At 63.6% G+C, this 22,234-nt stretch carries 22 protein-coding genes; 6 read left to right on the top strand and 16 right to left on the bottom strand.

The genetic code is table 11. The features are described from left to right. Positions 1 to 11: 11 nt before the first annotated feature. On the bottom strand, positions 12 to 2,108 hold the full coding sequence (locus ISS99_RS03520) for a transglycosylase SLT domain-containing protein (RefSeq protein ID WP_204630202.1): 2,097 nt from the start codon (positions 2,106 to 2,108) through the stop codon (positions 12 to 14). Positions 2,109 to 2,273: 165 nt separating this feature from the next. Between ISS99_RS03520 and ISS99_RS03515 the strand changes: the two genes are divergently transcribed. Further along, positions 2,274 to 3,887: a glycoside hydrolase family 17 protein gene (locus ISS99_RS03515; protein ID WP_204630201.1), complete on the top strand. Its 1,614-nt coding sequence runs from the start codon at positions 2,274 to 2,276 to the stop codon at positions 3,885 to 3,887. On the opposite strand, the gene ISS99_RS03510 is transcribed toward ISS99_RS03515, so the two are convergent. The 5 genes from ISS99_RS03510 to ISS99_RS03490 form a co-directional block, all read right to left on the bottom strand. Next, complete coding sequence (locus ISS99_RS03510) at positions 3,789 to 4,211, bottom strand: hypothetical protein (RefSeq protein ID WP_204630200.1); 423 nt, start codon at positions 4,209 to 4,211, stop codon at positions 3,789 to 3,791. The two genes, ISS99_RS03515 and ISS99_RS03510, sit on opposite strands and share 99 nt — an antisense overlap. After that, complete coding sequence (locus tag ISS99_RS03505) at positions 4,208 to 4,987, bottom strand: endonuclease/exonuclease/phosphatase family protein (RefSeq protein ID WP_204630199.1); 780 nt, start codon at positions 4,985 to 4,987, stop codon at positions 4,208 to 4,210. Before ISS99_RS03505 ends, ISS99_RS03510 begins: the two co-directional genes overlap by 4 nt. 107 nt (positions 4,988 to 5,094) lie before the next feature. Next, the gene (locus ISS99_RS03500) at positions 5,095 to 5,757 is read right to left on the bottom strand and encodes a thiol:disulfide interchange protein DsbA/DsbL (protein ID WP_204630198.1); all 663 of its coding nucleotides are present in this window, start codon (positions 5,755 to 5,757) and stop codon (positions 5,095 to 5,097) included. Positions 5,758 to 5,847: 90 nt separating this feature from the next. Continuing rightward, positions 5,848 to 6,738 (bottom strand): thiol:disulfide interchange protein DsbA/DsbL, encoded by an 891-nt coding sequence (locus ISS99_RS03495; protein WP_204630197.1) that lies wholly within the window; start codon positions 6,736 to 6,738, stop codon positions 5,848 to 5,850. 57 nt (positions 6,739 to 6,795) lie between these two features. After that, positions 6,796 to 7,611 (bottom strand): c-type cytochrome, encoded by an 816-nt coding sequence (locus ISS99_RS03490; protein WP_204630196.1) that lies wholly within the window; start codon positions 7,609 to 7,611, stop codon positions 6,796 to 6,798. A gap of 117 nt (positions 7,612 to 7,728) precedes the next feature. On the opposite strand from ISS99_RS03490, the gene yihA reads away from it, so the two are divergent. Further along, a complete protein-coding gene (yihA, locus tag ISS99_RS03485; RefSeq protein ID WP_204630195.1) occupies positions 7,729 to 8,382 on the top strand; it encodes a ribosome biogenesis GTP-binding protein YihA/YsxC in 654 nt (217 codons plus the stop codon). Between the two features lie 10 nt (positions 8,383 to 8,392). Here yihA and ISS99_RS03480 read toward each other — a convergent pair whose 3' ends face one another. Next, the gene (locus ISS99_RS03480) at positions 8,393 to 8,890 is read right to left on the bottom strand and encodes a GAF domain-containing protein (RefSeq protein WP_204630194.1); all 498 of its coding nucleotides are present in this window, start codon (positions 8,888 to 8,890) and stop codon (positions 8,393 to 8,395) included. Between the two features lie 80 nt (positions 8,891 to 8,970). Between ISS99_RS03480 and ISS99_RS03475 the strand changes: the two genes are divergently transcribed. The 3 genes from ISS99_RS03475 to ISS99_RS03465 all read left to right on the top strand — a co-directional run bounded on the left by ISS99_RS03475 (position 8,971) and on the right by ISS99_RS03465 (position 10,772). Further along, entirely contained in the window at positions 8,971 to 9,684 is a 714-nt protein-coding gene (locus ISS99_RS03475; protein ID WP_204630193.1) for a TMEM175 family protein, read from the top strand. Continuing rightward, on the top strand, positions 9,681 to 10,358 hold the full coding sequence (gene bioD, locus ISS99_RS03470) for a dethiobiotin synthase (RefSeq protein ID WP_204630192.1): 678 nt from the start codon (positions 9,681 to 9,683) through the stop codon (positions 10,356 to 10,358). Before ISS99_RS03475 ends, bioD begins: the two co-directional genes overlap by 4 nt. Before the next feature lie 63 nt (positions 10,359 to 10,421). After that, a complete protein-coding gene (locus ISS99_RS03465) occupies positions 10,422 to 10,772 on the top strand; it encodes a hypothetical protein (RefSeq protein ID WP_204630191.1) in 351 nt (116 codons plus the stop codon). 83 nt (positions 10,773 to 10,855) lie between these two features. Here the strand turns inward: ISS99_RS03465 and ISS99_RS03460 are convergent, their stop codons facing one another. From ISS99_RS03460 to ISS99_RS03435, 6 genes are all read right to left on the bottom strand, one after another. Then, entirely contained in the window at positions 10,856 to 11,758 is a 903-nt protein-coding gene (locus tag ISS99_RS03460) for a polyprenyl synthetase family protein (RefSeq protein ID WP_204630190.1), read from the bottom strand. 154 nt (positions 11,759 to 11,912) lie between these two features. Further along, positions 11,913 to 13,568: a copper resistance D family protein gene (locus ISS99_RS03455; protein WP_204630189.1), complete on the bottom strand. Its 1,656-nt coding sequence runs from the start codon at positions 13,566 to 13,568 to the stop codon at positions 11,913 to 11,915. Between the two features lie 112 nt (positions 13,569 to 13,680). Then, positions 13,681 to 14,052, bottom strand: coding sequence for a copper resistance CopC family protein (locus tag ISS99_RS03450; protein ID WP_204630188.1), 372 nt, complete (start codon positions 14,050 to 14,052; stop codon positions 13,681 to 13,683). A gap of 55 nt (positions 14,053 to 14,107) precedes the next feature. Continuing rightward, positions 14,108 to 14,845, bottom strand: coding sequence for a phosphorylase family protein (locus ISS99_RS03445; RefSeq protein ID WP_239537628.1), 738 nt, complete (start codon positions 14,843 to 14,845; stop codon positions 14,108 to 14,110). Next, positions 14,842 to 16,830 carry a squalene--hopene cyclase gene (gene shc / locus ISS99_RS03440; protein ID WP_204630187.1) on the bottom strand — a complete coding sequence of 663 codons (1,989 nt, stop codon included), beginning with the start codon at positions 16,828 to 16,830 and terminating at the stop codon, positions 14,842 to 14,844. Before shc ends, ISS99_RS03445 begins: the two co-directional genes overlap by 4 nt. Beyond that, positions 16,827 to 17,996, bottom strand: a complete 1,170-nt coding sequence (locus tag ISS99_RS03435) for a phytoene/squalene synthase family protein (RefSeq protein WP_204630186.1) — start codon at positions 17,994 to 17,996, stop codon at positions 16,827 to 16,829. Before ISS99_RS03435 ends, shc begins: the two co-directional genes overlap by 4 nt. A 187-nt stretch (positions 17,997 to 18,183) precedes the next feature. On the opposite strand from ISS99_RS03435, the gene hpnA reads away from it, so the two are divergent. Beyond that, positions 18,184 to 19,245: a hopanoid-associated sugar epimerase gene (gene hpnA, locus ISS99_RS03430; protein WP_239537626.1), complete on the top strand. Its 1,062-nt coding sequence runs from the start codon at positions 18,184 to 18,186 to the stop codon at positions 19,243 to 19,245. Positions 19,246 to 19,305: 60 nt separating this feature from the next. Here hpnA and ISS99_RS03425 read toward each other — a convergent pair whose 3' ends face one another. Genes ISS99_RS03425 through hpnK form a run of 3 tightly spaced genes read right to left on the bottom strand, consistent with a single transcriptional unit; the run spans position 19,306 to position 22,182 of the window. After that, a complete protein-coding gene (locus ISS99_RS03425) occupies positions 19,306 to 20,316 on the bottom strand; it encodes a ferritin-like domain-containing protein (protein WP_204630185.1) in 1,011 nt (336 codons plus the stop codon). A 13-nt stretch (positions 20,317 to 20,329) separates the two neighbouring features. Next, the gene (locus ISS99_RS03420) at positions 20,330 to 21,352 is read right to left on the bottom strand and encodes a flippase-like domain-containing protein (protein WP_239537624.1); all 1,023 of its coding nucleotides are present in this window, start codon (positions 21,350 to 21,352) and stop codon (positions 20,330 to 20,332) included. Continuing rightward, positions 21,349 to 22,182, bottom strand: coding sequence for a hopanoid biosynthesis-associated protein HpnK (gene hpnK / locus ISS99_RS03415; RefSeq protein WP_204630184.1), 834 nt, complete (start codon positions 22,180 to 22,182; stop codon positions 21,349 to 21,351). The genes ISS99_RS03420 and hpnK overlap by 4 nt, the downstream gene beginning before the upstream one ends. Positions 22,183 to 22,234: the final 52 nt, after the last annotated feature.

Here is a 22,234-nt window from a genome sequence, read left to right as displayed (position 1 = left end):
AAGTCCTTGATTCAGTGTGCCTGGTCCGTGGCGGTAGTGCTGCTGGCCGGTGCGGCCGAGGCTGCGGAGATCGGCTTCGGCGGCGCCGGTATCCTCGGCGCCGGCGAAGCCGCCGGTGCAGCGGCGCAAGTGATGCCTTTGCGCGGACCTTGCCCATCTGGACGGCTGGGCGGCTGCCCGATCGCCGTCATCCGGGTGGACATCGGAGCGGCACTGCCGTGTAGGCGCCAATCATAGATCACGCTGTAGTACATCACGCGCGCGACGTATTCGCGGGTCTCCTTGAACGGCATGGTCGCCACGAACAGGTCGGGTGGCAGGGTACCGCGCGCATCCAGCCATTGGCCCACGCGCGCGGCGCCGGCGTTGTAGGCCGCGCTGGTGAGCCATGGCGAGCCGTCGAAGCGGTTGCCCATCTGCGCGAGGTAGCGCGTTCCCAGTTCGATGTTGACGACGGGGTCGTACAGGCTGTCTCCGCCAGCCCAGGGCAAGCCATTGCGGCGAGCTACCTCGGCAGCGGTGCTTGGCAGCAACTGCATCAGTCCGCGTGCATCGGCGCCGGATTGGGCATCGCTTACCCAGGCGCTTTCCTGGCGCAGGATGCCGTAGGCCCAGGAAGGATCGATGCCGGCCTGCTCGGCCTGCGCCACCACCCCGTCCTGGCGGGCGAGCGGAAAGCGCAGCGTGTAGTAGCTGAGGCCCTGGCCCTTGTTGAAGGTAAAGATGGCGCGGTCATACCAGCCGCGTTGATCGGCGATGTTGACTGCCTGGCGCAAGGTCTGCGGGTCGGCGTTGGCCATCGCCTGGTTCCATTCGCGGCGGGCGTCCTTGAGCAATCCCACCGCGAACAGTTCGAAGGCGCGCTGCATGCCGGGTATGTCCAGCACGGCGCGCTCGCCTTGCGCATCCACCACGGGCTGCTGCACGCACAAGGTGTAGGGGGTGTTCTGATGGTCGGCCGCAAGGTAGCCGAAATAGCTCGATTGCGCGGCGGCCGTCGCGTAGGCGCTCTGCGCTTCGGCGGTGCGGCCCAGTTCGCTCAATGCGCGTGCGCGGAAATACAGCCATTCGTCGTTTTGCTGCTGCTCGGGCGGCATAGCCTCGATCGCCGCCAGCACGGCGTTCCAGTTTTGCGCAGCCAGTGCCACGCGCACACGCCATTCGCGGCTGACGTCGGTCTGTACCGAAGCCGGGAGATTGATCAGCCGGGTCAGCGAATTGCTGTCGTAATCCGTGGCGTGAAACAGCGCAAGGGCATAAAGGATGCTATCGCGTTGCGTGGGAGTGAAATGAAGGCTCGCCTGCAATGTCTGCCACGCCGTGTCGGCGGTGGTGGACTGGCGGCGGGCAAGGCGAACCAGGGCCAGTGTTGCGGCCTGGCGGGAGCGTGCGGTATCGGGCCAATTCGCCGCGGCGGTCACGGCCGAGGACGGATCGTTGAGCGCCAGCGCAAGGCGTTGCGCCGCTTGAACATCGTCACCCTGCAGCCATTTCGCCAGGTTGGCAATGGTGCCGCCCTTGCCGGCATCGGCAGCGATGTCGATGCGCGCCCACAGTCGCGGCGTGGTCAGCAAGCCCTGGTCGTGGGCCGCTTGCAGCACCGGATCGCAGGCGGAAGGCAGCGTCGCTTCGCTCCAGAGCGCCGCCAGGTCTTTGTTGAAATCCAGCGGCGCGCCGGCCTCCACTTTGGCCTGCAGCGCGTCGCAAGTCAGCGCGTCGCCGAGGCCGGGTTGGTACATCGCCTGGAAATCGTTCCAGTCCTGCCGGCGTGCGAGTTCCTGCAGGAAATGGCGGCGCAGGTCTGCCGCCGGGATCAGGTCGGGGTAGTGGCCCAGGTAGGCTTCGACCGCAGGACGATCGATCAGCTGGATGTCGTGCTCCAGCGAGGCGGCTTCAAGATAAGGGTAGAGCGGATAGCTCTTCAGGCTGGTCGCCAATGCACGCCAGCTGTCGCCGCCCTGGCTGGCCGCCGCATAGGCTCGCTTGAACGCGGCGCGTTGCGATGAAAGGGAGGCGTCGGTCTGCGCGATAGCCGTGGCAACCAGCATCCAGCTGGCGAGCACGGTCAACAGACGACGGCCGAAGCGCGATGCGGCATGCGGGGCCATGGAAACTCCTGCGAACAATCCGGGCGAAGTTTAATAGTAAGGTTGACGGGTGCCCTGAACAGCCCGTCAGTTTCCCTGTTGCGGCGTCGACAACGGGTGAGAATATGCCGACGGGCGGGCTGCTAAGCTTGTACGTTTCCACCACGTTGTCATGGCAGGAATCGCATGCTGTCACCGTCCAAGAACGTCGCCCATTATGGATTGGCCTGGTTGGCGCTGGTGCTGGCTACGCTGGCCGGCACGGCTTGGTGGTGGAACATCGGGCGGCCCGTTTCGCTGCCGGACGCCCCGTCCGATCGCATTTCCTGTGTGTCCTACGCACCGTTCCGCAAGCCGGGCGAAACGCCTTTCAATCAGAATTACGTGATTACGCCGGAGCGCATCGACGAGGATCTGCGTGCACTATCGCAACGCTTTGATTGCGTGAGGACCTATTCGCAGAGCAACGGCCTCAGCGCCGTGCCCGCGATCGCCGCGCGTTATCACATGCAGGTGTTGATGGGCATCTGGCTTGGCGGCGTGGAAAAGCTCAATGAAAAGGAAGTGGCAACCGGGATTGCCACGGCCAACGCTTATCCCAAGTCGATCCGCGGCATCATCGTCGGCAATGAGGTGCTGTTGCGCGGGGACCTCTCGCCCGCGCGCCTGGCCGGATACATCGAGCAAGTGCGGGCGGCGACGCCGAAATCCATTCCGGTGACCTATGCCGATGTGTGGCAGCGCTGGCTGAAATATCCGCAGATGGCGAAATACGTGGACTTCGTCACCATCCACATCCTGCCTTATTGGGAGGACGACCCGGTGCAGGCGGTGGATGCCGTGCAGCACCTGAAAGATGTCTACGCGCAGATGAAAAGCGTGTTCCCCGACAAGACCTTGATGGTCGGCGAAACCGGCTGGCCAAGTGCCGGGCGCCTGCGCCGCTCTGCCGAGCCCAGCGTCGTGGATGAGGCGCTTTATATCCGCGATTTTCTGCGTTATGCCGCGACCGTGGACATGCCCTACAACGTGATCGAAACCTTCGATCAGCCCTGGAAGCGTTCGCTTGAGGGCACGGTGGGCGGCTATTGGGGCATTTTCGACTCGAACGAACGCCCCAAATTTCCGATGCGCGGACCGGTGACCGAAGAGCCGCGCTGGTGGCTTGGCTGGCTGGCCGGCGCGGTAGGCGCAATGGCTTTTGTCATCGTGGGAACCCGGCGCCGTGCATGGCATGGCGCGAGAGGTTGGCTGGCCTTGTTGCTGGCCGGCTTTGCCGCCGGAACTTCGGCGGCATGGCAGGTGCGGCAAATGATCTTTGCATGCGCCGCATGGTGGGAATGGCTGCTCTCTTCGGCGTGCCTGCTTGGGGCGTTGTGCGTGGCCGCGGCGCTGGCACGGCGCATCGCCGCACATCTGGCTGATCACCACGATCATTCCGAGCCGGCGCCGTGGTGGCGTTTCAGTTCGCTGTTTGCGCTCGTGCTTTACGACATCCTGATGGCATTCGACGGGCGCTATCTGGATTTCCCGATGGGCTTGTTCCTGCTGCCGGGTGTGGCTTATGGCGTGTTCGGATTGCTTACGCACGAGCAATCCATGCCGTCCGCGGAGCAGCGCTTCATGGCTTGCGTCGGTCCCTTGCTCGCCATCGCGCCGGTGGTGATGGAGCTGGGCATGAACAAGGTCACCTGGTTGTGGCTAGGCCTTAACCTGGCGATTGCCGTGCCCGTACTGGTTGCGTGGCGCTGGCATACGATTCGCTTGAAGGCGAACGAGGCGCAGGCAACCCACCAATAGCGCGATGGCGCCTGCGTAATAGCAATACAGCGTCAGTGCGAACAGGCCGATCGCCGCCGCCAGCCACGCCACGGCCGGCTTTTTGAGCATGAGCGCAAGCGCGGTGGCGATCAGCGCGGCTATGCCGAAGCCGTAGCTGTTGAAGCCGAGCACGACGAAGTGGCGGAATCCGCACGAAGCCGGCCTGTTGCTGAGGCCCTCGTCGCACAAATGAGCGAGCCCTGCCGGTTCGATGAAGTCGTAGCGCAACCATGAAGAGAGCAGGCCGACCACCACGATGAGCAGCCATGGCAGGACGATGGAAATCAGACGTTTGGTGGTCATCGGTGTGCTTTGACGGAAGGCGTGGGCAACTGGATCTCAGCGGCCAGCGCGAGATGATCGGAGAAAGCCTGCGGTAGCGTCCAGACTTTTTCGATACGCACTTCCGGCGAAGCCAGAATGTGGTCGAGTGCGCGCTTTGGTTTCCAACTGGGAAAGGTCGGCACGGGCTGCGTGGGTGGCTGCAGATCGCAACGTTCGAACAGATGGCGCATTTCGCGGCTGTCCGCTTCGGTGTTGAGATCGCCCATCAACACGGCGTGGGGGTAGTCCTGCAGCACTTCGCCGATGAAACCCAATTGCCGCGCGCGCGCCTGCGCGCTGAGCGACAGATGCGCAATCATCACCGCCAACCCGCCGGCATCGTCGCCAAAGCGCGCGAGCAAGGCGCCGCGACCCGGAATGCGACTGGGCAAGGGGTAGTCGATGACGACTTGCGGTTCGAGCCGGCTGATCAGGCCGTTGGCGGTATGCGAAAGCTGCGCCACCGGGCGATTCGGCTGGTGGCTCCAGAACGGCATGCCGGCGGTTTCGGCCAGGTAGCGCGTCTGGTTGAGAAAGCCCGAGCGCAGGCTGCCGGCGTCGGCTTCCTGCAGGCCGATGACGTCGAATTGCGGCAGCAGTTCGGCGAGCCGGTCGAGGTTGTCGAGCTTGCTGCGCGCAGGCAGCACGGCATTGATGCTGCGCGTGACGTATTGGCGATAACGCTGCACGCTGGCGCCGGCCAGGATGTTACAGCTCAGCAGGCGCAGCCTTTGCTTGGCGGTGGCGCGGGTCATTGGTCCAACGTTACATGCTCGGCGCCTGCCCTCATAGTCCGCGTTGGCCGCGTCTAGCCCGAGGGCAGGCTCTCAGGCGTCGTTCGCGCGAACGACGCCGTGGGTGTTCACTTGCCCTTCGCGTTCAGCTCCTGCTGCACGAGCCACTTGGTCAGGTCGACCAGTTGGGGGAAGTCCTTGATATTGGCGCTGCGGTACTTGCCGTCCACCACGATGGTCGGTGTGCCGTCCACGCCCCAGGTCTGGATCAGGGCCAGGTCCTTCTTGATCTGCGCATCCGTTTCGGGCGAGTTGGCGATGCTGACGAACTGCTCGCGATTCACGCCCTGCGAGGCATAAAAATCGGCGATTTCGCTCATCGAATTGATCGGGTACTGCTCTTTGAATTTCTTGTCGAAGAACAAATCGTGCGTTTTGTCGGCCACGCCCAGTTTCTTGGCCGCGTAATAGGCGCGGGCGAAGGGTACCCAACTGTCGTTGAAGGGCGCGGGGACGAGCTTGAATTCCACGCCCGGCGGCAGCGACTTGCGCAGTTCGTCGGCATAAGGCGAAAACTCGGCGCAATGGATGCATGCGTACGAGAACACTTCCACCACTTCGACCTTGCCGCTGTTGCTGTAGCGCTGATGGGGCGCCGGCAACGTGACGTATTCGGTGCCGTCCGTGTAGGGAGCGGCGGCGGATGAACTGGAGCTTGCAGCGCTGCAGGCACTGGTCAGCAATAGGCCGCAGAGCAGCGTGGTCAGGCGGAATCGGGCGGTGTTGAACATGGCGGTTCCTGCGTGGTGACGGTGTCGTGCCGTCATCGGTCGATCCAAATGGGAAAGCGCCCGGCGGACCGGGCGCTTGGGCGTAGCGAATTATTTACCGGCGGCTTCCTTGGCCACCAGCCACTTGGTCAGCTCGATCGATTGCGCGTAGCCGCCCGCATCGCCGGGGGTGAAGCGGTATTTGCCGTTCACGACCATGGTGGGCGTGCCCTCGACACCATAGGCCTTCTGCAAATCGTCGGCCTGCTTCATCTGCGTATTGATGCTGAAGGAGTTGGCTACGGCGACGAATTCCTTGGGATCGACGCCGTACTTGGCGTAGAACTTCGCCACGTCATCCAGCGTCGGCCAGGCAGACTTCGGCTTCGGGCGGCCGGTGGTCAGGTCGTCGGAAGCCAGCTCGCCGGTCTTCCAGATGGCATCGAACATGGCGTCGTAGGTCTTGTCGGCCACGCCCAATGCCTTGGCGGCGTAATAAGCGCGCTGGAACAGCGGGAAGTTTTCGTCCGGGCGAAACGCGACCGGCAGATAGGCCATCGTCGCATTCGCCGGCAGGCTCTTGGCAATCTGGTCGGCGGTGGTGTGGAAAGCGTTACAGGCCGGGCAGGCGTAGGAGAACACTTCGGTCACCACGATCTTGTCCGGGTTGCCGGTCGGTTGAGCAGGCTCGATGGTGTAGTAGTTCTTTCCTTCCACCCATTTGCCGTCGTCCACGAACGGCGTGGCCGGTGCCGCCGGGGTCTGCGTCGCAGCCGCGGTGCCGGCAGTTGCCGGGGCCGTGCTGGCGGCGGTGGATGCCGCGGCCGGAGCTGCTGCCGTCGAAGCCGTCGCGGGCTTGGCCGCCGATGCCGGCGCGGCGGGCGCCGTCTGCGCAGGGGCGGGTTGGGGCTGTGGAGCCGCGGCGCCGTTGTCGGAGCCGTTGTGGCTGCATGCCGCCAAGGCCAGCAGTGCTACACAGAGGAAAGTCGAACGCTTCAGCATGGCTAGTCTCAGAATGGGGAAAGCGGGAGAGCCTTGGACAACGCGGCCGGTCGGAAGTTACGGCGATGCGGACGCGGGGGCGTGATTGTCGGCGACGTGCAGGCCCTCGATATAGCTGGCCAGCGCGGTGATGTCCTGGGGATCGAGTTTCTTGGCGATCGTCGGCATGATCTGCGCATGCGCCTCAGTGCCCCAGGTGACGCCGTCGTGAAAATCCTTGAGCTTGGCTTCGATGTATTGCGCATGCTGGCTGGTGAGCTGCGGATACATCGCACCCGGATTGCCGCGACCGTCGATGCTGTGGCAAGCCATGCAGGCCGGGATGCCGCGGGCGGGATCACCCGAGCGGTAGAGCTTTTGTCCCTGCTCGACCACGGCCTCGTCGGCCACGCCGGGCAGCGAACGCTTGCTGGCGAAGTAGGCGCCGATGTCGTGCATGTCCTGGGCCGAAAGCGGAGAAGCCATGCCCAGCATGATCGCGTTCTGGCGCGCACCCGTCTTGAAGTTGTGCAGCTGGTGCGCGATGTACATCTCGTGCTGGCCGGCCAGTTTCGGGTACTGCGGGTCGCTGGAATTGCCGTCCGCCCCGTGGCAGGCGCCGCAAGCGGCCGCCTTGGCCTGGCCGGCCGTGGCGTCGCCGGGCTTGGCCGAAGCCATGGCCTGGTCATCGGAGGCCGCGGGGGCGGGTGCTGCCGTGGCGGTGGCCGGAGCGCTGCTGGCCGCCGCCGGCTTGGCCTCGCTGGAGGCGGCCGTGGCCGGCGCCTTCGTCGGGGCTTTGGTGTTCTGCGCAAACGCGACGCCGGCAGAGAGAGCAAGAACCAGGGCTACTGCATTCACTACAGCGGGCCGAAAACCGGCGAGCCGAAAACTCATACACTTGCCTCCCAGGAAATACTGCTATCGAATGTACGGCACGCACCCTCCGCGTGCCGTGACTGGCAGAACCTCGAAATTATTACCACGTCACTTTAGCCGGTCAAACGACGCCCCATGAGTTCGAACCCGTTGCAAGGCGCACAATTCGTGCTCGCCGCCCACCGTATCAACCAGTTGCCCAAAGACGAAGGGGCGGAAGTGGCATTTGCCGGACGCTCCAATGCGGGCAAGTCCAGCGCCTTGAATGCGCTGACCGGCCAGAAAGGGTTGGCGCGCACGTCCAAGACACCCGGGCGTACGCAGCAGATGGTGGCCTTTTCGCTGCCGCCCATCGTGCTCGGCGAAGCGCTGCCGCTCCTGGAGGCTCGCCTGATCGATTTGCCCGGCTACGGTTACGCCAAGGTGCCAGATGCCCTGCGCGAGCACTGGCGGCACGAGATCGATCGCTATTTGCACCAGCGACACAGCCTGCGTGGCGTGGTGCTGATCGTCGACATTCGTCATCCCCTGAAGGAATTCGATCGGATGATGCTCAATTTCTGCTTGGACACCGAGCTTGCCTGCCACGTGCTGCTGACGAAAGCGGACAAATTGTCGCGGAGCCAGGCCAGCCAGGCGCTGGCCAGCCTGCGCAAGGAGCTGGATACGGGTGCGCCGGTCACGGTGCAGATTTTTTCCTCGTCCGCCGGCACCGGCGTGGAAGAGGCGCGCAGTGCGGTGAGGCAATTGCTGGTAGGCAATGGCGGGAAGAGAAGCACCTTCATTTGAGGCGCAAAAATCAGCTGTGGCGAGCGAGTTCCTGCATGAACACCTCGCACAGCGCTTCCATGCCGGCGCGATCTTCGTCGTCGAAACGGGCGATCGAAGGACTGTCCACGTCCCATACGCCAAGCAGGCTGCCATCGGCCTTGACCAGGGGCACGACGATCTCGGACTGCGACGCCGCGTCGCAGGCAATGTGACCGTCGAAACTGTGTACGTCGCGCACGAGCTGGGTCTGGCGGGTCTGTGCTGCGGTGCCGCAAACACCTCTACCCAAAGCGATGCGGATGCAGGCCGGTTTGCCCTGGAACGGACCCACCACCAGTTCGGTGCCGTCGTAAAGATAGAAGCCGGCCCAGTTGAGGTCGGGCAGGCTGTTGAATACGAGCGCGGAGAAGTTAGCCGCGTTGGCGATCAGGCTGGGCTCTCCGGCCAGCATGCCGCGGGCCTGTTCGGCCAGCTCCGCATAAAGTTCGCGCTTGCTGCCGGCGCTGCTGGACTTGATCTCGAACATGGCGGGTCGATCCGATTTCTGAAAGGCAATGCCCTAAGATGGGACGCATCACGTCTGGGCACAAGGGGAGCCTGAACAGCATGAGCGAGCACTTTGAGGCGGCACGTATCGGGCACGTCGAAGCGCATCGATTGGACGGTTTCATCGACGCGGCATTTGCCTTCGCCGTAAGCGTCATGGTGATCGCAGGGACCGAGGTCCCGCACAGCGTTGACGGCCTGCTGCTGGCGCTCGATCGCATACCGGGATTTGCGTGCAGTTTTGCCACGCTGATGATTTTCTGGCATCGACACGTGCGTTGGCGCGACCGCTTCCGCCTGCACGATGCCGCCACGATTCGTATGAGCCTGATGCTGGTTTTCTTCGCGCTGATCTTCGTCTATCCGCTCGACTTTCTGTTCCAGGCGATGTTCAGCTCCCTCTACGAAGGCTACACGCACGTAGCGTTGCCCAACGAACCGGTGATCAGCAGCGTGCACGGGCTGAAGGCGATCTTCATCTGCTACGCGGCGGCCTACGCCTGCATGGCTGGCTGCCTGGCGCTGCTTTATCGCCACAGCTTGCGGAAGTCGCCGGCGCTTTCTCCTGCACAACGCATCGAAGCGAGCGAGACTTATTACGTCCAGTGTGGGTCGATCGGAGTGGCCGTGCTGTCGATGCTCGCCGCTCTGCTCATTCCCAACAGCCAGAATCCGTGGTTGGATTCGCTGCCGGGTATGGTTTACGCCTTGCTGACGGTCGTCTATCGCGTAGCCGGCAACTGGTCTCGACGAGCTTCGGCACAACTGACATGAGTCCCGCGCTGTTTGTTGCCGGTACCGATACCGGTATTGGCAAAACCCATTCCGCGTGCACGCTGATCCACGCATTGCGTGCAACCGGCCGCACCGTTTGCGGCATGAAGCCGGTCGCCAGCGGATGTATCGATACCGTGCACGGCCTGCGCAACGACGATGCATTGGCCTTGCTGGCAGCTTCCAGTGCCCCAGTGCCCGCGTACGAAACAATCAATCCGATGTCCTTGCGCGAGCCGCTGTCGCCGCATCTGGCCGCGGCCCGCGAAGGCGTGGTGATTGCCATGCCGCCGCTACGCACCGCTTTCGATGCGCTGTGCGAGCGCTACGACACGGTGGTGGTCGAGGGCGTCGGCGGTTGGCGCGTGCCGCTGGCGCCGGGATTGCTCGCGTCGGCTATCGCCAAAGACTGGGCGTTGCCGGTGGTGCTGGTGGTGGGCTTGCGCCTGGGGTGCCTCAGTCACGCCTTGTTGACAGCGGAGGCGATTGTGGCGGACGGCTGTCGACTGGTTGGCTGGATTGGGAACCAGATCGATCCGCAGATGGACGCGATAGAGGAAAATATCGGCACGCTATGCGAGCTGCTGCCGGCGCCACGGCTGGGCATCTTGCCGTACGGAATGGCGCCCGAGCGGGTGTCGAATCTGTTGGACCAAGGCGTGATGGCGCTTTGAAAAGGGAGCGAGGGCCGGCTTGCCGGTTCCTGGCACATACGGTCAGCCAAAAACGGAGCCTTCATGACCAACCGCAGTCACTACTACCTGCAGATCAAGGATCTGTTGCACGCTCGCGGTGCCGAGCCCCAGCTGAGCTATGACGGAGCCGGTCCGAACGATTTTGCCGCGGCGTTGCAGGAGGCCCTGCGCAGTCCGCTGTTGTTCCAGCGCTGGCGTGCCATGCAGCCGGAACCGGAGGAGATCGATGAGCGTCTGGGCGTTACCGATCAGCTGGCCAAGGTAAGCGCAAAGCTGGTGGATCTTTGCACCGACGTGGAAGTGATTACCGATTTGTCGATGAGCATCGTGCGCCAACGCCTCAATTGGCTGATTGGCGCCAACTGGCAATTGCACGACGTGCGTCCGGCCTAGTAACCGCGCTTTTTGAGAAAAACAAAAAAGGCACCTGCGCAACGTGCAGGTGCTTTTTTGTTTTGCCGTTGCCGGCAACCGGATCAGTGATTGCGTTGTTGGATGAAGTCGGCCAGCCACAGTAGCGGTTCGGCTTCCGCCGAAATGCTGCGTGCCGCATCGCGTGCTTCGTCGAACAGCGCGTTGGCGCGTTGCTGCGCCTGCTCCAGGCCGAGCAGCGAAGGGAAGGTCGATTTGTGCTGCGCCAGATCTTTGCCGGCGGTTTTGCCGAGCGTGGCGGTATCGGCAATCTGGTCCAGCACATCGTCCTGGATCTGGAAGGCCAGGCCGATGCAGCGACCGTAGCGATCGAGTGCGCTGCACACGTTTTCCGGCGCGTTGGCGGCGATCGCGGCAAGCTGGCAGGTGACGAGGATCAGTGCGCCGGTCTTGCGTGCGTGCAGCGATTCGAGTTGGGTGAGCGTCAGGGTGAGATTTTCCGAAGCCATATCGACCGCCTGGCCTCCCACCATGCCCAGCGAGCCGGCGGCATGCGCCAGTGCGGTGATCATCTTTACCTTCTGCTCTGCGTCGAGCGCGTTCGTCGTGGCGAGCGCTTCGAAAGCGGAAGTCTGCAGGGCATCGCCGACCAGGATGCCGGTGGCGACATCGTAGGCCTTGTGCACGGTGGGACGGCCGCGGCGCAAGTCATCGTTGTCCATGCCCGGCAGGTCGTCGTGCACCAGCGAGTAGGCGTGGATCAGTTCCACGGCGCAGGCGGCGGCATCCAAATTTTCCACGGCGACGCCCAGGGCTTCGCCGGCGGCATAGACCATCAGCGCGCGCAGGTGCTTGCCGCCTTCGCAGGCGTAGCGAATCGCTTGATGCAAGCGCTCCGGATCGGTGGATGCCGAAGGAAGAACGGCGTCCGTGGTGCGCTCCAGCCGTTGCAGGTAGGCCGGTACGCGGGTATCGAAGGCGGAGGCCTTGGAGGAAGTCTGACTCATGCAAGATCCGGGCAGCGCTCAGTAATCGGGCGATTTTAACATCGCGGCTAGGATGCTGCCCGTGGCCGTCTCTTTTTGGAGGGTTACGTCAGCAAAAAAAGGAAGGGCGGGGAAGCTTGCGCTGTTCCCCGCCCTTCGACAGCTGACGCCTCGCTCAGGCTTCGCGATACCAAAGCAGGATCACGCCCACCAGCATGAAGCAGATCGGCCAGACCCAGCCGGCAATGCGCCCGCCGCGCCCGGGCAAGCGCAATTCCAGCCAGCGTGCCCAGCCTGCCGAAACGCCGGCCAACGCCAGCGGCGTATGGGTCAGTTCGATCAGTAGCTGGTCCTTCACATTGGAAATCTGGTGACTGTGGGTCAGCAGCATCGCACCGCCCACCGACACCAGCAGCGGAAATACCAATGCGGCCTTCGGGCTGTGCAGCCGTCCGGTCCGTACCGCCCATTCGAAGACGCCGAACAGGATGATCAAGGCGACGAAGAAGCGATGCTGCGCTACCTCCACGTCGCGCCACGCCACCCAGAACCCTTCGTGGCCCATCGGCCACACCTCGGGATCCGAACGCACCAGCAGGAACCCCGCCATCAGCAGGAACAGCAGCGGCCAATGTTTGAGCCATCCCACGCCGGCGCGATTGAGCAGGGCAAGAAAACCGATCAGCAGGACGAAGATGCCGGCCCAGTGGTGGTTGTATTCCGACCAGGCGATGTCGTCGGCATTGCGTGGCGGCAGGATGCCCGAGCCCGGCACGTTGGCCTGCGAGGCAACCTGGCCGCGCTGCTCGGCTTGCTGATCCAAATTCGCCTGCATTTCCGAAATGGCCAGCTTGTCGTGGTCGGGCGAAGTCAGGCGGGGCCATGCCGGCGCATTGCGCACGGCGATTTCGTGCAGAGTGACGCGATCGGCGGTGAGGTCGACGGCAGGCGGCACCGAGGTGAGCGATGCGGCGGCGAAGAAAATGGTGAAGCCGATGCCGATTTCCACTTCGGCGAAGCGGCGCATGCGGATGACCGAAGCATCCTGGTTCTTGCGCAGCCGCTCGGTGACCATCAGGTTGCCGGCGCCCAGCGCCAGCAGCGCGAGGAACATGGCGATCTTTGCGCCCACCATGACGCCGTAGGCGGTGCCGTAGAAACCCTGCATGCTGCCGATGTAGAAATAGCTCATGACCGCGCCGGAGATCACGATGCTGGCCACGCCGATCATCGACATGCGCGAGAACCGCGCACCGACCAGGCGCCAACCGTTGGCATCGTGCAGGCGGCCCAGCGCCAGCACGAAACACGGGATCGCACCGACCCAGATGGCTGCGCCGAACTGGTGCAAGCCTTCGACGAACAGCAGCGGCACATTGTTGTCCAGGCGCGCATAGGCGTGCGTGGTGAAGGTGGCTGCGACCAACTCCGCGGCGCCGAGCAGCAACGGCAATACGGCGGAAAGCGGGCTGGAAGCGACGCGCTTGCCCAGGCAAGGGATCAGCAGCAGGGCGCAAAGAATCTTGATCGTGCCGGCGATCGCGAACGGTGCCTGCATGACGTCGAAGAAACCAAGGTCGACCGTGGACATGACCACGGCGACTTGCAGCCCGACCCCGGCGATTTCGGCAAAGATCAGGCCGATGGCGCTATAGACGGTAAGGCGGGTGATGCGCCGCTTCAGATCCTCGCCCTGCGCAAGCAGGTGCGCAAATGGGCGCAGTAGGAATACCAGGAACAGGATGCCGCCCAGCGTCATCGACTGCGCAACGATGGTGATGCCGTGCAGGATGATGCTGAGGTAGCCGAAGATATCGACGAGAAGTTCCACGGGAATGGCTCAGTCAGTTGAGGCTGGATGCTTGGGGGTGGTCATCCCGGCCTGCGCCGGGATGACAGTACGACAAGTAGTGCTCGCGAAAAGCCCGGCTTGCCAGTCGGGATTACTGCTTGGCCACGACCGTAAACGGCACGTCGCCGCGTGTGATGTGGCCATCGAGCGCCAGCGCCTGCCAACGGATCGTGTAGTTGCCCGGCGTCAGGTCTGCGCTGGTATCCAGCTCGTTCGGCTTGCTGCCGTTGGCCGCGATGCTCAACACGGTTTCGCTCTTGTCGGCCTTCACCAGCACGATGCGCGAGCGGTGCTGGTCGATCTTGCTGTTGTACTTGAACATCATGTCGACGTGGCCGGCGACCAGCGTGCCGTTGAGCTTGGGCGTGCTGTCGGTGAGGATGGCGTGGGCCGAAGCGGACATGCTGGCCAGGGTGCAGGCGGCAGCAACCAGGAAGGTTCCAAAATGACGACGCAGGGACATCAGGCGGTTCTCCAGTAGGGCATGGTCGTAACGACGGCGATGCGAAAAACGTGATTCAGGATGGCCGGGCCAACGCGCTTCCGGTCGCCTCGGCGGCGGCACGCAGCGCCAGGGTGGCGCGTTGCATGCGCGAGTATAGTCGCGGCAGATCGGCCAGTACCGACGGATGGCGGCACAGCGCGGCAATCAGGCCAAAGGTGCGGGGGCGTCCCCACGTGTCCACGCTGTCGCTCAGCGCCGACGGGATGGCATCGTCCACTTCGTCGACGATGGCGCGCAGCACGACGAACGGCAGCCCGCGTTCTTTGGCGACCTCGGCCACCGCTGCACTTTCCATGTCGACGGCCAGGGCGGCGAAGCGCTCGTGCGCGGCAACCTTGTCGGTCGCTGTAAGCAACGGATGCTGCACGCTGAGCAGCGAACCCTCCGTTCGCAGCGGCAAGGCGCCTGCTGCCAATTGTCGTTGCAGTTGTGCGCGCCACGAAGCATCGGCCTGGTGCACGCAGCCCTTCTCGTCGAGGACGCGCTGCGGACAGAACAGCGAACCGTTGCCCAGGCATCGATCCAGCGAGCCGGCCACGCCGAATACGGCCAGCGCGGTGGCGCCTGCTTCCGCCAGGCCTAGTGCCGCACGGCGCGCGGCGGCCGGCCCCATGCCACTGAGCCACAGCGCGGATTGGTGCGCGAGCGGTATGAGGCGATCGGGTTGCACGCGCTCAGCAGTCAGTGCCTTGGCTTCCGACGCCAAGGCCACGACGACACCGGTTGCGCCGATGGCCGTGTGCGGGCTCAAGCCGCTGCCGATTGAGTCAACTGCCGGTAGCGGGACAATGCCCACAACGGAAAGTACGCGGTGTAGCCGTGGTACTTGAGGTAGTACACACGAGGGAACCCCGGTGCGTTGTGCGTGGGGTGATACCACAGGCCTTCCAGCGCGCCGCTGCTTTGCTGGTTGGCCAGCAGGAAGGCGATGCCGCGCTTCACCGAATCGGATGAGGCTTCGTTCAGCGCGAGCTGTGCGAGCAGGGCCCATGCCGTCGTCTGCGGCGTGCTGACACTGCGATTGGTGCCGCGCAGCCCAGCGTCGATATAGCTGTCGTTGGTCTCGCCCCAGCCGCCATCGGCGTTCTGGCGCGAGCGGAGCCATTCGACGGCCTTGCGGATATACGGCTGGCGCAGATCCTCGCCAGCCAGTGCAAGACCGGCCAACACGCTCCAGGTGCCGTAGATGTAATTGCTGCCCCAGCGGCCCCACCAGCTGCCATCTTCGAGCTGGGTGGAGCGCAGGTAGTCGATGCAGCGGCGCAGGCTTTCCTGATCCTGCGGACGCGCCAGCACGGCCAGTGCGGCGGCCACGCGGCCGGACACGTCTTCGGTCGGCGGATCGAGCAGCGCCCCGTGGTCGGCGAACGGAATCGCATTGAGGTGATAGTGCGTGTTGTCGGCATCGAACGCGGCAAAACCACCATTCTTCGATTGCAGCCCGATCATCCAGTCCATGGCGCGATCGGTATTGACGCGGTGGCGTCCCGATTCGCCGCGACGGCGATCCTGTATGTGCAACAGGGCGGCGACCACGGCGGTGTCGTCGATATCCGGGTAATACGCATTGTTGTATTGGAAAGCCCAGCCGCCCGGAGCCAGGTCCGGCGCCTTTACCGCCCAGTCGCCCTTGAGTTCCAGTTCCTGCTTGGAGGTCAGCCAGTCGGTCGACTTGGCGATCGCTTCTTGCGTGGCGTCGTCGTCGCTGGTGTGCATCAGTGCCAGCGCGCTCCAGACCGTATCCCAGATCGGAGACACGCAGGGCTGGCAGTAGGCCGTGCCGTCGGCGCGCTGAACGACCAGTTTCTGGATCGAGCGCAGGCAGGTCTGGCGAGCCGGATGATCCTTGGGATAACCCAGCAGCTTCATCACTTCCAGGCAGTTGACCATCGGCGGAAAGATCGCGCCGATGCCGTCCTCGCCATTCATGCGCGGAAGGAACCAGTCTTCGGCCTTCTTGATCGCATGCTGTCGCACGCCCTTGGGAATGAAGCGGTCGACAAAGCGGCCGATCTTGTCCAGCACGAGAAAAGTGCGATTGAGCAGGCCGCCGCGAATGAAGTAATCGCGCTCCTGTTCCGGCGGCGTGACGAACAGCTCGCGGATGTGGATCTTGCGCGGATTGGCGGCCTTCGCCTTGAGCGAGCACAGGATGGTCAGCGGTATCGTGGTGGTGCGCGCCCAATACGAGATTTTCTCGATGTGGAACGGGAACCAGCGCGGCAGCAGCATGATCTCTACCGGTACGTACGGCGTCGCGCGCCACGGCACCTGTTCGAACAAGGCCAGCAGGATGCGCGTGAACACGTTGGCCTTCGCGGCGCCGCCCTGAGCCAGAATGGCTTTGCGCGCCATGCGCATGTGCTCGGCTTCCGGGTCGTCGCCGGCGGCCTTGAGTGCGAAGTAAGCCTTCACCGTACACGACAGATCGATGTCGCCGTCGTAATACTGCGGCCACCCGCCGTGCGCATCCTTTACCTGGGTGTCGCGCAGGTAGCGCGCCATTTTTTCCTGCAGCACGTCGTCGATTTCATCCATGAAATGCATCATCAGGATGTATTCGGCGGTGATCGTGCAGTCGGACTCCAGTTCGAAGCACCAGTGCCCATCCTGGTGTTGGCGCGCCAGCAGGGCGGCGCGTCCGCGTTCGATGGCTGCATCCAGTCCGCCGGTTTCAGCGGTCTCGAAGAAGTCGTTGGCGGCAGCGCTAGCGGTGTTGGGCGTCGTTGAATTCATCGGTGGCGCACTTCCTGTGCATCGGCCGTTTCACGCCAGGTGACATCGGCAATGTGAGGAATGGAGCGCTTGGGCCAGGTACGTGCAGGCGTCGAGGGTTCGCTCCACTCGGCGGTGAGAGGGGTGAGCGGCAGGCCGCGTGCGGTGGAGTTGAACAGCCAGCGCAAGGCTGCGTTCGACTTGCCGAAGATGCGCGTGAAAAGAATGGTGCGCGCCACGGCCTTGCGGGAAATCTTGATCTGCGTGCCGGCGGAGAAGTCGAGATTGTTCTGCAGGTTGCGCAAGGTGAGCACGGCCATGCCGATCGCCCACAGGCAGAACCGGCGAACGCCGGCGTGCTTGCCGGGAATCAGCAGGGTGTAATCGAGCGCCTGGCGCAGGTGCGCGTGGGCAATGCCTACCAGCTCGGACATGGTCGCTGCGTAGCCTGCATTCTGCTTGCCGGACTTCAGCTCGCCGAGCTTGATGCCGTGGCGCGCAAACATGTCCTGCGGCAGCCAGCAGACGCCGCGGGTGCGATCTTCCCACTGGTCCTTGAGGATGTTGGTCATCTGCAAGCCCTGCCCGAAGGAAACGGCCAGGCGCAGCATGGTGTTGCGATGGACGGCGAGCGCCGGCTCGAAATCGACGAACAGTTCCGTAAGCATTTCACCGACCACGCCGGCCACGCAGTAGCAGTAGCGGTCCAGGTCGTGCAGGGTGGCAAGTCCTTGCAGGCCTGCCTTGCGCTGGAACTCGTGCATGCCGTGGGACATGATCTTCAGGCACTTCACGATCGACGCCTGCTGCGGCGGTTGCAGGCTGCGCGTGACTTGCAGCACCAGCGGCAGCTGGCGCATCAGGTCGCGCTCGGCCTCCAGCGTTTCGTTCGAAAGCAGGGGGGCGACTTCATCGGCGACCTGCCGCGCATCGGCATCGCCGGTGACGGCGTCGACGAAGGCATTTTCGAACGAGCGCTTCTGTTCGGCCGAAAGCGCCGGTTCGTCTTCGATGGTGTCGGCGATGCGACAAAGGAGGTAAGCGTTCGCCACGGCGCGACGCAGCTCCGGGGGGAGCTGCGGAATGGTCAGCGCAAAGGTCCGGGACACCTTGGGCAGGATCGCGTCCTGGTAGGTGTTGGCCTCTTCGCTTCCGGCATGGGGAACGGCATTGTGGAGTTCGATCATTGGCATGCCTCAATCGCCGGAATTATGACACACCAGTACGGGTGCGAATTTGGAAGATCGGCACTGATTGAAGTTCCCGGATCTGACGAGGACCGGTTTGGCGAACGCTCACGCATGCTCGCTGGGGGCTGGCGGGGTGGGGTTGGCATCCCGATATGCTGAAGCAGCAGGCGGTTTTCGTCCATAATTGTGTGATGACAATTCTCATTTCTTCGAACTCGCGCGCCATCGCGATCACTGTGCCATCGCTGGCATTCGCGGCGGTTTCACGGTGAGGGCGCTGGTTACCGGTGCCACCGGTTTCGTGGGTTCGGCCGTGGCGCGCCACCTGCTGCGCGATGGGCACGAGGTGCGGGTGCTGGCGCGGCCGGGGTCCGACCGGCGCAATCTGCAGGGGCTGGAGGTGAAGGTGGTCGAAGGCGACCTGACCGTGCCTGCCTCCCTGCTGCCGGCTTGCGACGGCTGCGACGCGCTGTTCCACGTGGCGGCGGATTATCGCCTGTGGGCCCCCGATCCAGGCGAGTTGTATCGTGCCAATGTCGAGGGCACTCGTTCCATTTTGGAAGCTGCGCGAAAGGTTGGCGTCCCCCGGATCGTCTACACCAGCAGCGTGGCCACCCTGGGCATTCCCAAGGACGGCAGCCCTGGCAGCGAAAGCACGCCGGTGTCCGTGAACGACATGATCGGCCACTACAAGCGCTCCAAGTTCCTGGCCGAGGAAGTGGCCAGGCAGTTCGCGGCGGAGGGCGCGCCTATCGTCATCGTGAACCCTTCCACGCCGATCGGGCCGCACGACATCAAGCCCACGCCGACCGGGCGCGTGGTGCGCGATGCGATGGCCGGCAAACTGCCGGCCTATGTCGACACGGGGCTGAATATCGTGCACGTGGAAGATGTGGCTCATGGGCATTGGCTGGCTTTCGAGCGTGGAATGATCGGTGAGCGCTACATTCTCGGCGGCTTCAACATGAGCCTGCGTGAAGTGCTCACCGAGATCGCCGATATCGCGGGCCGCTCGCCTCCCAAGGTGCGCTTGCCGCACGGCGTGGTGATGCCGATCGCCTACCTGTCCGAGGCCTGGGCGCGCCTTACCGGCATGAACCCGATCGCCACCGTGGAAGAAGTGCGCATGTCGAAGAAGCGCATGTTCTTTACCAGCGCGAAGGCCGAGCGTGAGTTGGGTTACACCGCACGTCCGGCGCGCCAGGCGCTGGAAGATGCGGTGCGCTGGTTTCAATTGCAGAAGTGAGTAAATAGAAGCGAGACGCGAGGGAAAATCGGCTGCGCTCTAATTTCTCATCTCTCTCTACTATTTCCTGGCCTTTTTGCGCCGCTCGAAAAACCGCAGCACCGGCAATGCGAACTTGACCATCGAAGGCATCGTGGTCGGGCGCAGCAAGCGCAGATCGTAGCCGGAGAAGCGGCGGTCGTTTTCGCGCAGGCAGGTGGCCATCAGTTCGGCCACGCTCAGGTCCTGCTCCGTCATGGATTGCGCGCCGTTGACGGTGAAGTTATTGTCCTGCGCGTGTTCGTTGCCGTCGGCATCCAGGCTCTTGGCCAGGTCCATGCGTTCCAGGCCCAGGAAGCACCACACGCGGAACACCTTCCATTCGAAGGCGATGCGCTGGAACGGATTGAGCTTCCTGCGATGCCAGGCTACCCAGTTGGCGAACAGCAGGATGTGTCGGCATTCTTCCTGCATCACCGGTTCGAAGGTATCGATCAGTTCGGCCGGGAACAGGCCCGAATCGTGCGCGACCTTGAACAGACCGAAGGCGAAGAAGCTGTCGATGCACTCGCTGTAACCGGTGACCAGGTACGCCCACTCGGGATCCTTGGGGTATTCGTACTCCGGTTCCGGCACCAGCGGGATGTTGTAGTGCTGCACCATCTTGGACAGCACTTGCTTGTGGCGATTTTCTTCCCACGCATTCTGCGCAAGGGTATTGCGCATCTCCGGATCGGCAATCGTGCGTGCGTAAGCGGCCATGCGCAGGCGCGCCTTGCCTTCGGTCTGCACTGCGATATCCCAGATCGGCAGCGACGTGATGCGATGCAGGGCTGCTTCATCCAGCGTCGGCCATTTCAGCACCGACGGGCGATAGGGATTGAAGGTTTCCGCGAACATCCGGCACATCATCTGCTTGTGCGCGTCCGAGCCGTACTTGAGGCGTTGCTGCGGGTTGTCGCTCGACCAATGCCGCGTGCGCGCTTCGGACGCCGAGATGGTGGCCGCATCCGGTTCGTCGGTCGGCAGCACGGGTTCGTGAAAGCCGGGTACCAGGGTTTCGGTATCGAAGGCTTCGTGTTGGAGCGTCATACTCGAATTCTCTTCAGGTAGGCGGTTGGCTGGAGCCGGCGCGTGTGGAGGAATCCGCATACAGCCGCCGCGCTTCGGCCCACTGCCAGGAAATCAGGGCCGGCACGCCAAAGCCCACTTCACGCATGCGCTTGACCAGCGACAGCGCAACACTGGCTTCGGGTGGCAGGCCGATCACGTGGCCGAACAGCACCAGGCCGCCTTCCTGTACGCCAAGGCCGGCGGGCACTACGAAAATGATGTGGCGCAGCGCCTGGGTGACCGCTTCGATTGCGATGGCATCCCATACGCTGATCGGATAGCCGAGCAGGTGCAGGGCCAGCCAGGTTTCGAAACTGCCCACGATGTAGCCGATGAACTGCCAGCCGCAGGCGGCGATCAGGCGCAGCGGACGCGAATATTGCGCGCGGATTTCCAGGTCGAGGTTAGCGCCATCGATAAGTTCGGTCAGCTTGGAGCGACCGCCGAGCAACTTTTCGGCAAAGGTTTCCAGGCGCGCAAACACCTTGCCGTGACGCAGGATGATGATCAGGAAGATCGGCAGCGGCAGGCTCGCGGCCAGCGCGGAAATGACCGTGCTGAAGGCGCTGATGTTGCTGGTCAGCTCGATCAGCAGGATGATGCCGAGCGCGGTGAACAGATACTGGTTCACCAGCGTCAGCAGCACTTCCATGATGATGCTGGCCGCGGCGGCGGCGCCGCCGATGCCGCGCCATTTCACCAGGCGGATGCCGATGATCTCGCCACCAATGTTTGCCACCGGCAACAAGCGGTTGCTCGCTTCGCGTACCGATGCCACCCAGAACAGGAAAGGCAGCGTGGCCTGGCGATGCGGGTCGCGCGGCGCGATCAGTACGCGCCAGCCAATCACATCCAGCAGCAAGGGCAGCACGTGGAAGGGCAGCAGCCACAACAGCGCCCAGCCGGCGTGATCGATGGCGCTGGCGATCTCGCCCCATCCCTGGTGCGCCACCAGTGCGATGGCGACGGCCAGGCCGAGGAAGCCGGCGATATAACTGAAGAGCTTCATGTTCATGCAGCCGCCGGATCGGAGAAGCCGTTGCACAGGTGATAACGCTGGGCGATGGCCTCGCGTACGCGTGTCGACAGCAATGCCGCAAGTTCGTCGGCATGCCGGTAATCAGTCATGCTTTCAGTGAGATGGCCGTGCGACGCGGGGTGCAGATACACCTCCGAAAGACCCTCCGGCAGTTGCTGCAGGATGTTCAGCATTACCGCTTCATCCATGCCGCCGCTGTGGCGCAGTCCAAACACGTGATCGTTGTGAGCGATGCCGGCCTTGTCCATGCGCCAACGCATCAGCGCCAGCCAGGGCTTGAGCCACGGACCCATGCCGGGTTCGATCGGCAGGCGGATTGCGCGCATGCCGTATTGGCGGCCGATGCTCAGCATCATCGACAGGATGGTGGGATGCAGATGGAAATGCTTGTGGGCGTTGACGTGATCGAGCGACAGCCCGGTCGCGGCGAAGGCCTCGAACTGCGCACGGATTTCATCCGCCAGCTGACGACGCACGTGTGGCAGGAAGAAGAAGCGAAAGCCGTTGCCCACCATGTCCGAATTGAACATGCCCTGCGCGTCGACCAGGTCGGGAATGCGTGCCGGCGGCAGCATCGCGCGGCCGTCGGCGAGCACCAGGTGCAGACCCACGGCTAGGCCGGGATTCTGTTTGGCGCGGGCCACGGCATCCGCCACGGCGGGCGCTGCCACCATCAGGCTGGCAGCGCGCAGCACGCCGTCGCGATAGCCGCGCTCGACCGCTTCGTTGACAGCCTGGTGGAGGCCGAAATCATCGGCGGTGACGATCAGGCGCGGACGGATCGTCGGGTTGGGCGAGGTCTGCACGGTCGCTAAACCTCAAGAAACGGTAGTCGACCGTGCAGGGAACGCATGCGCT

This window comes from Dyella mobilis (assembly GCF_016904945.1).
Classification (GTDB): domain Bacteria; phylum Pseudomonadota; class Gammaproteobacteria; order Xanthomonadales; family Rhodanobacteraceae; genus Dyella_B; species Dyella_B mobilis.
The sequence above is the reverse complement of the archived record's forward strand: the minus strand, read 5'-3'. Positions and strand labels throughout refer to the sequence as shown.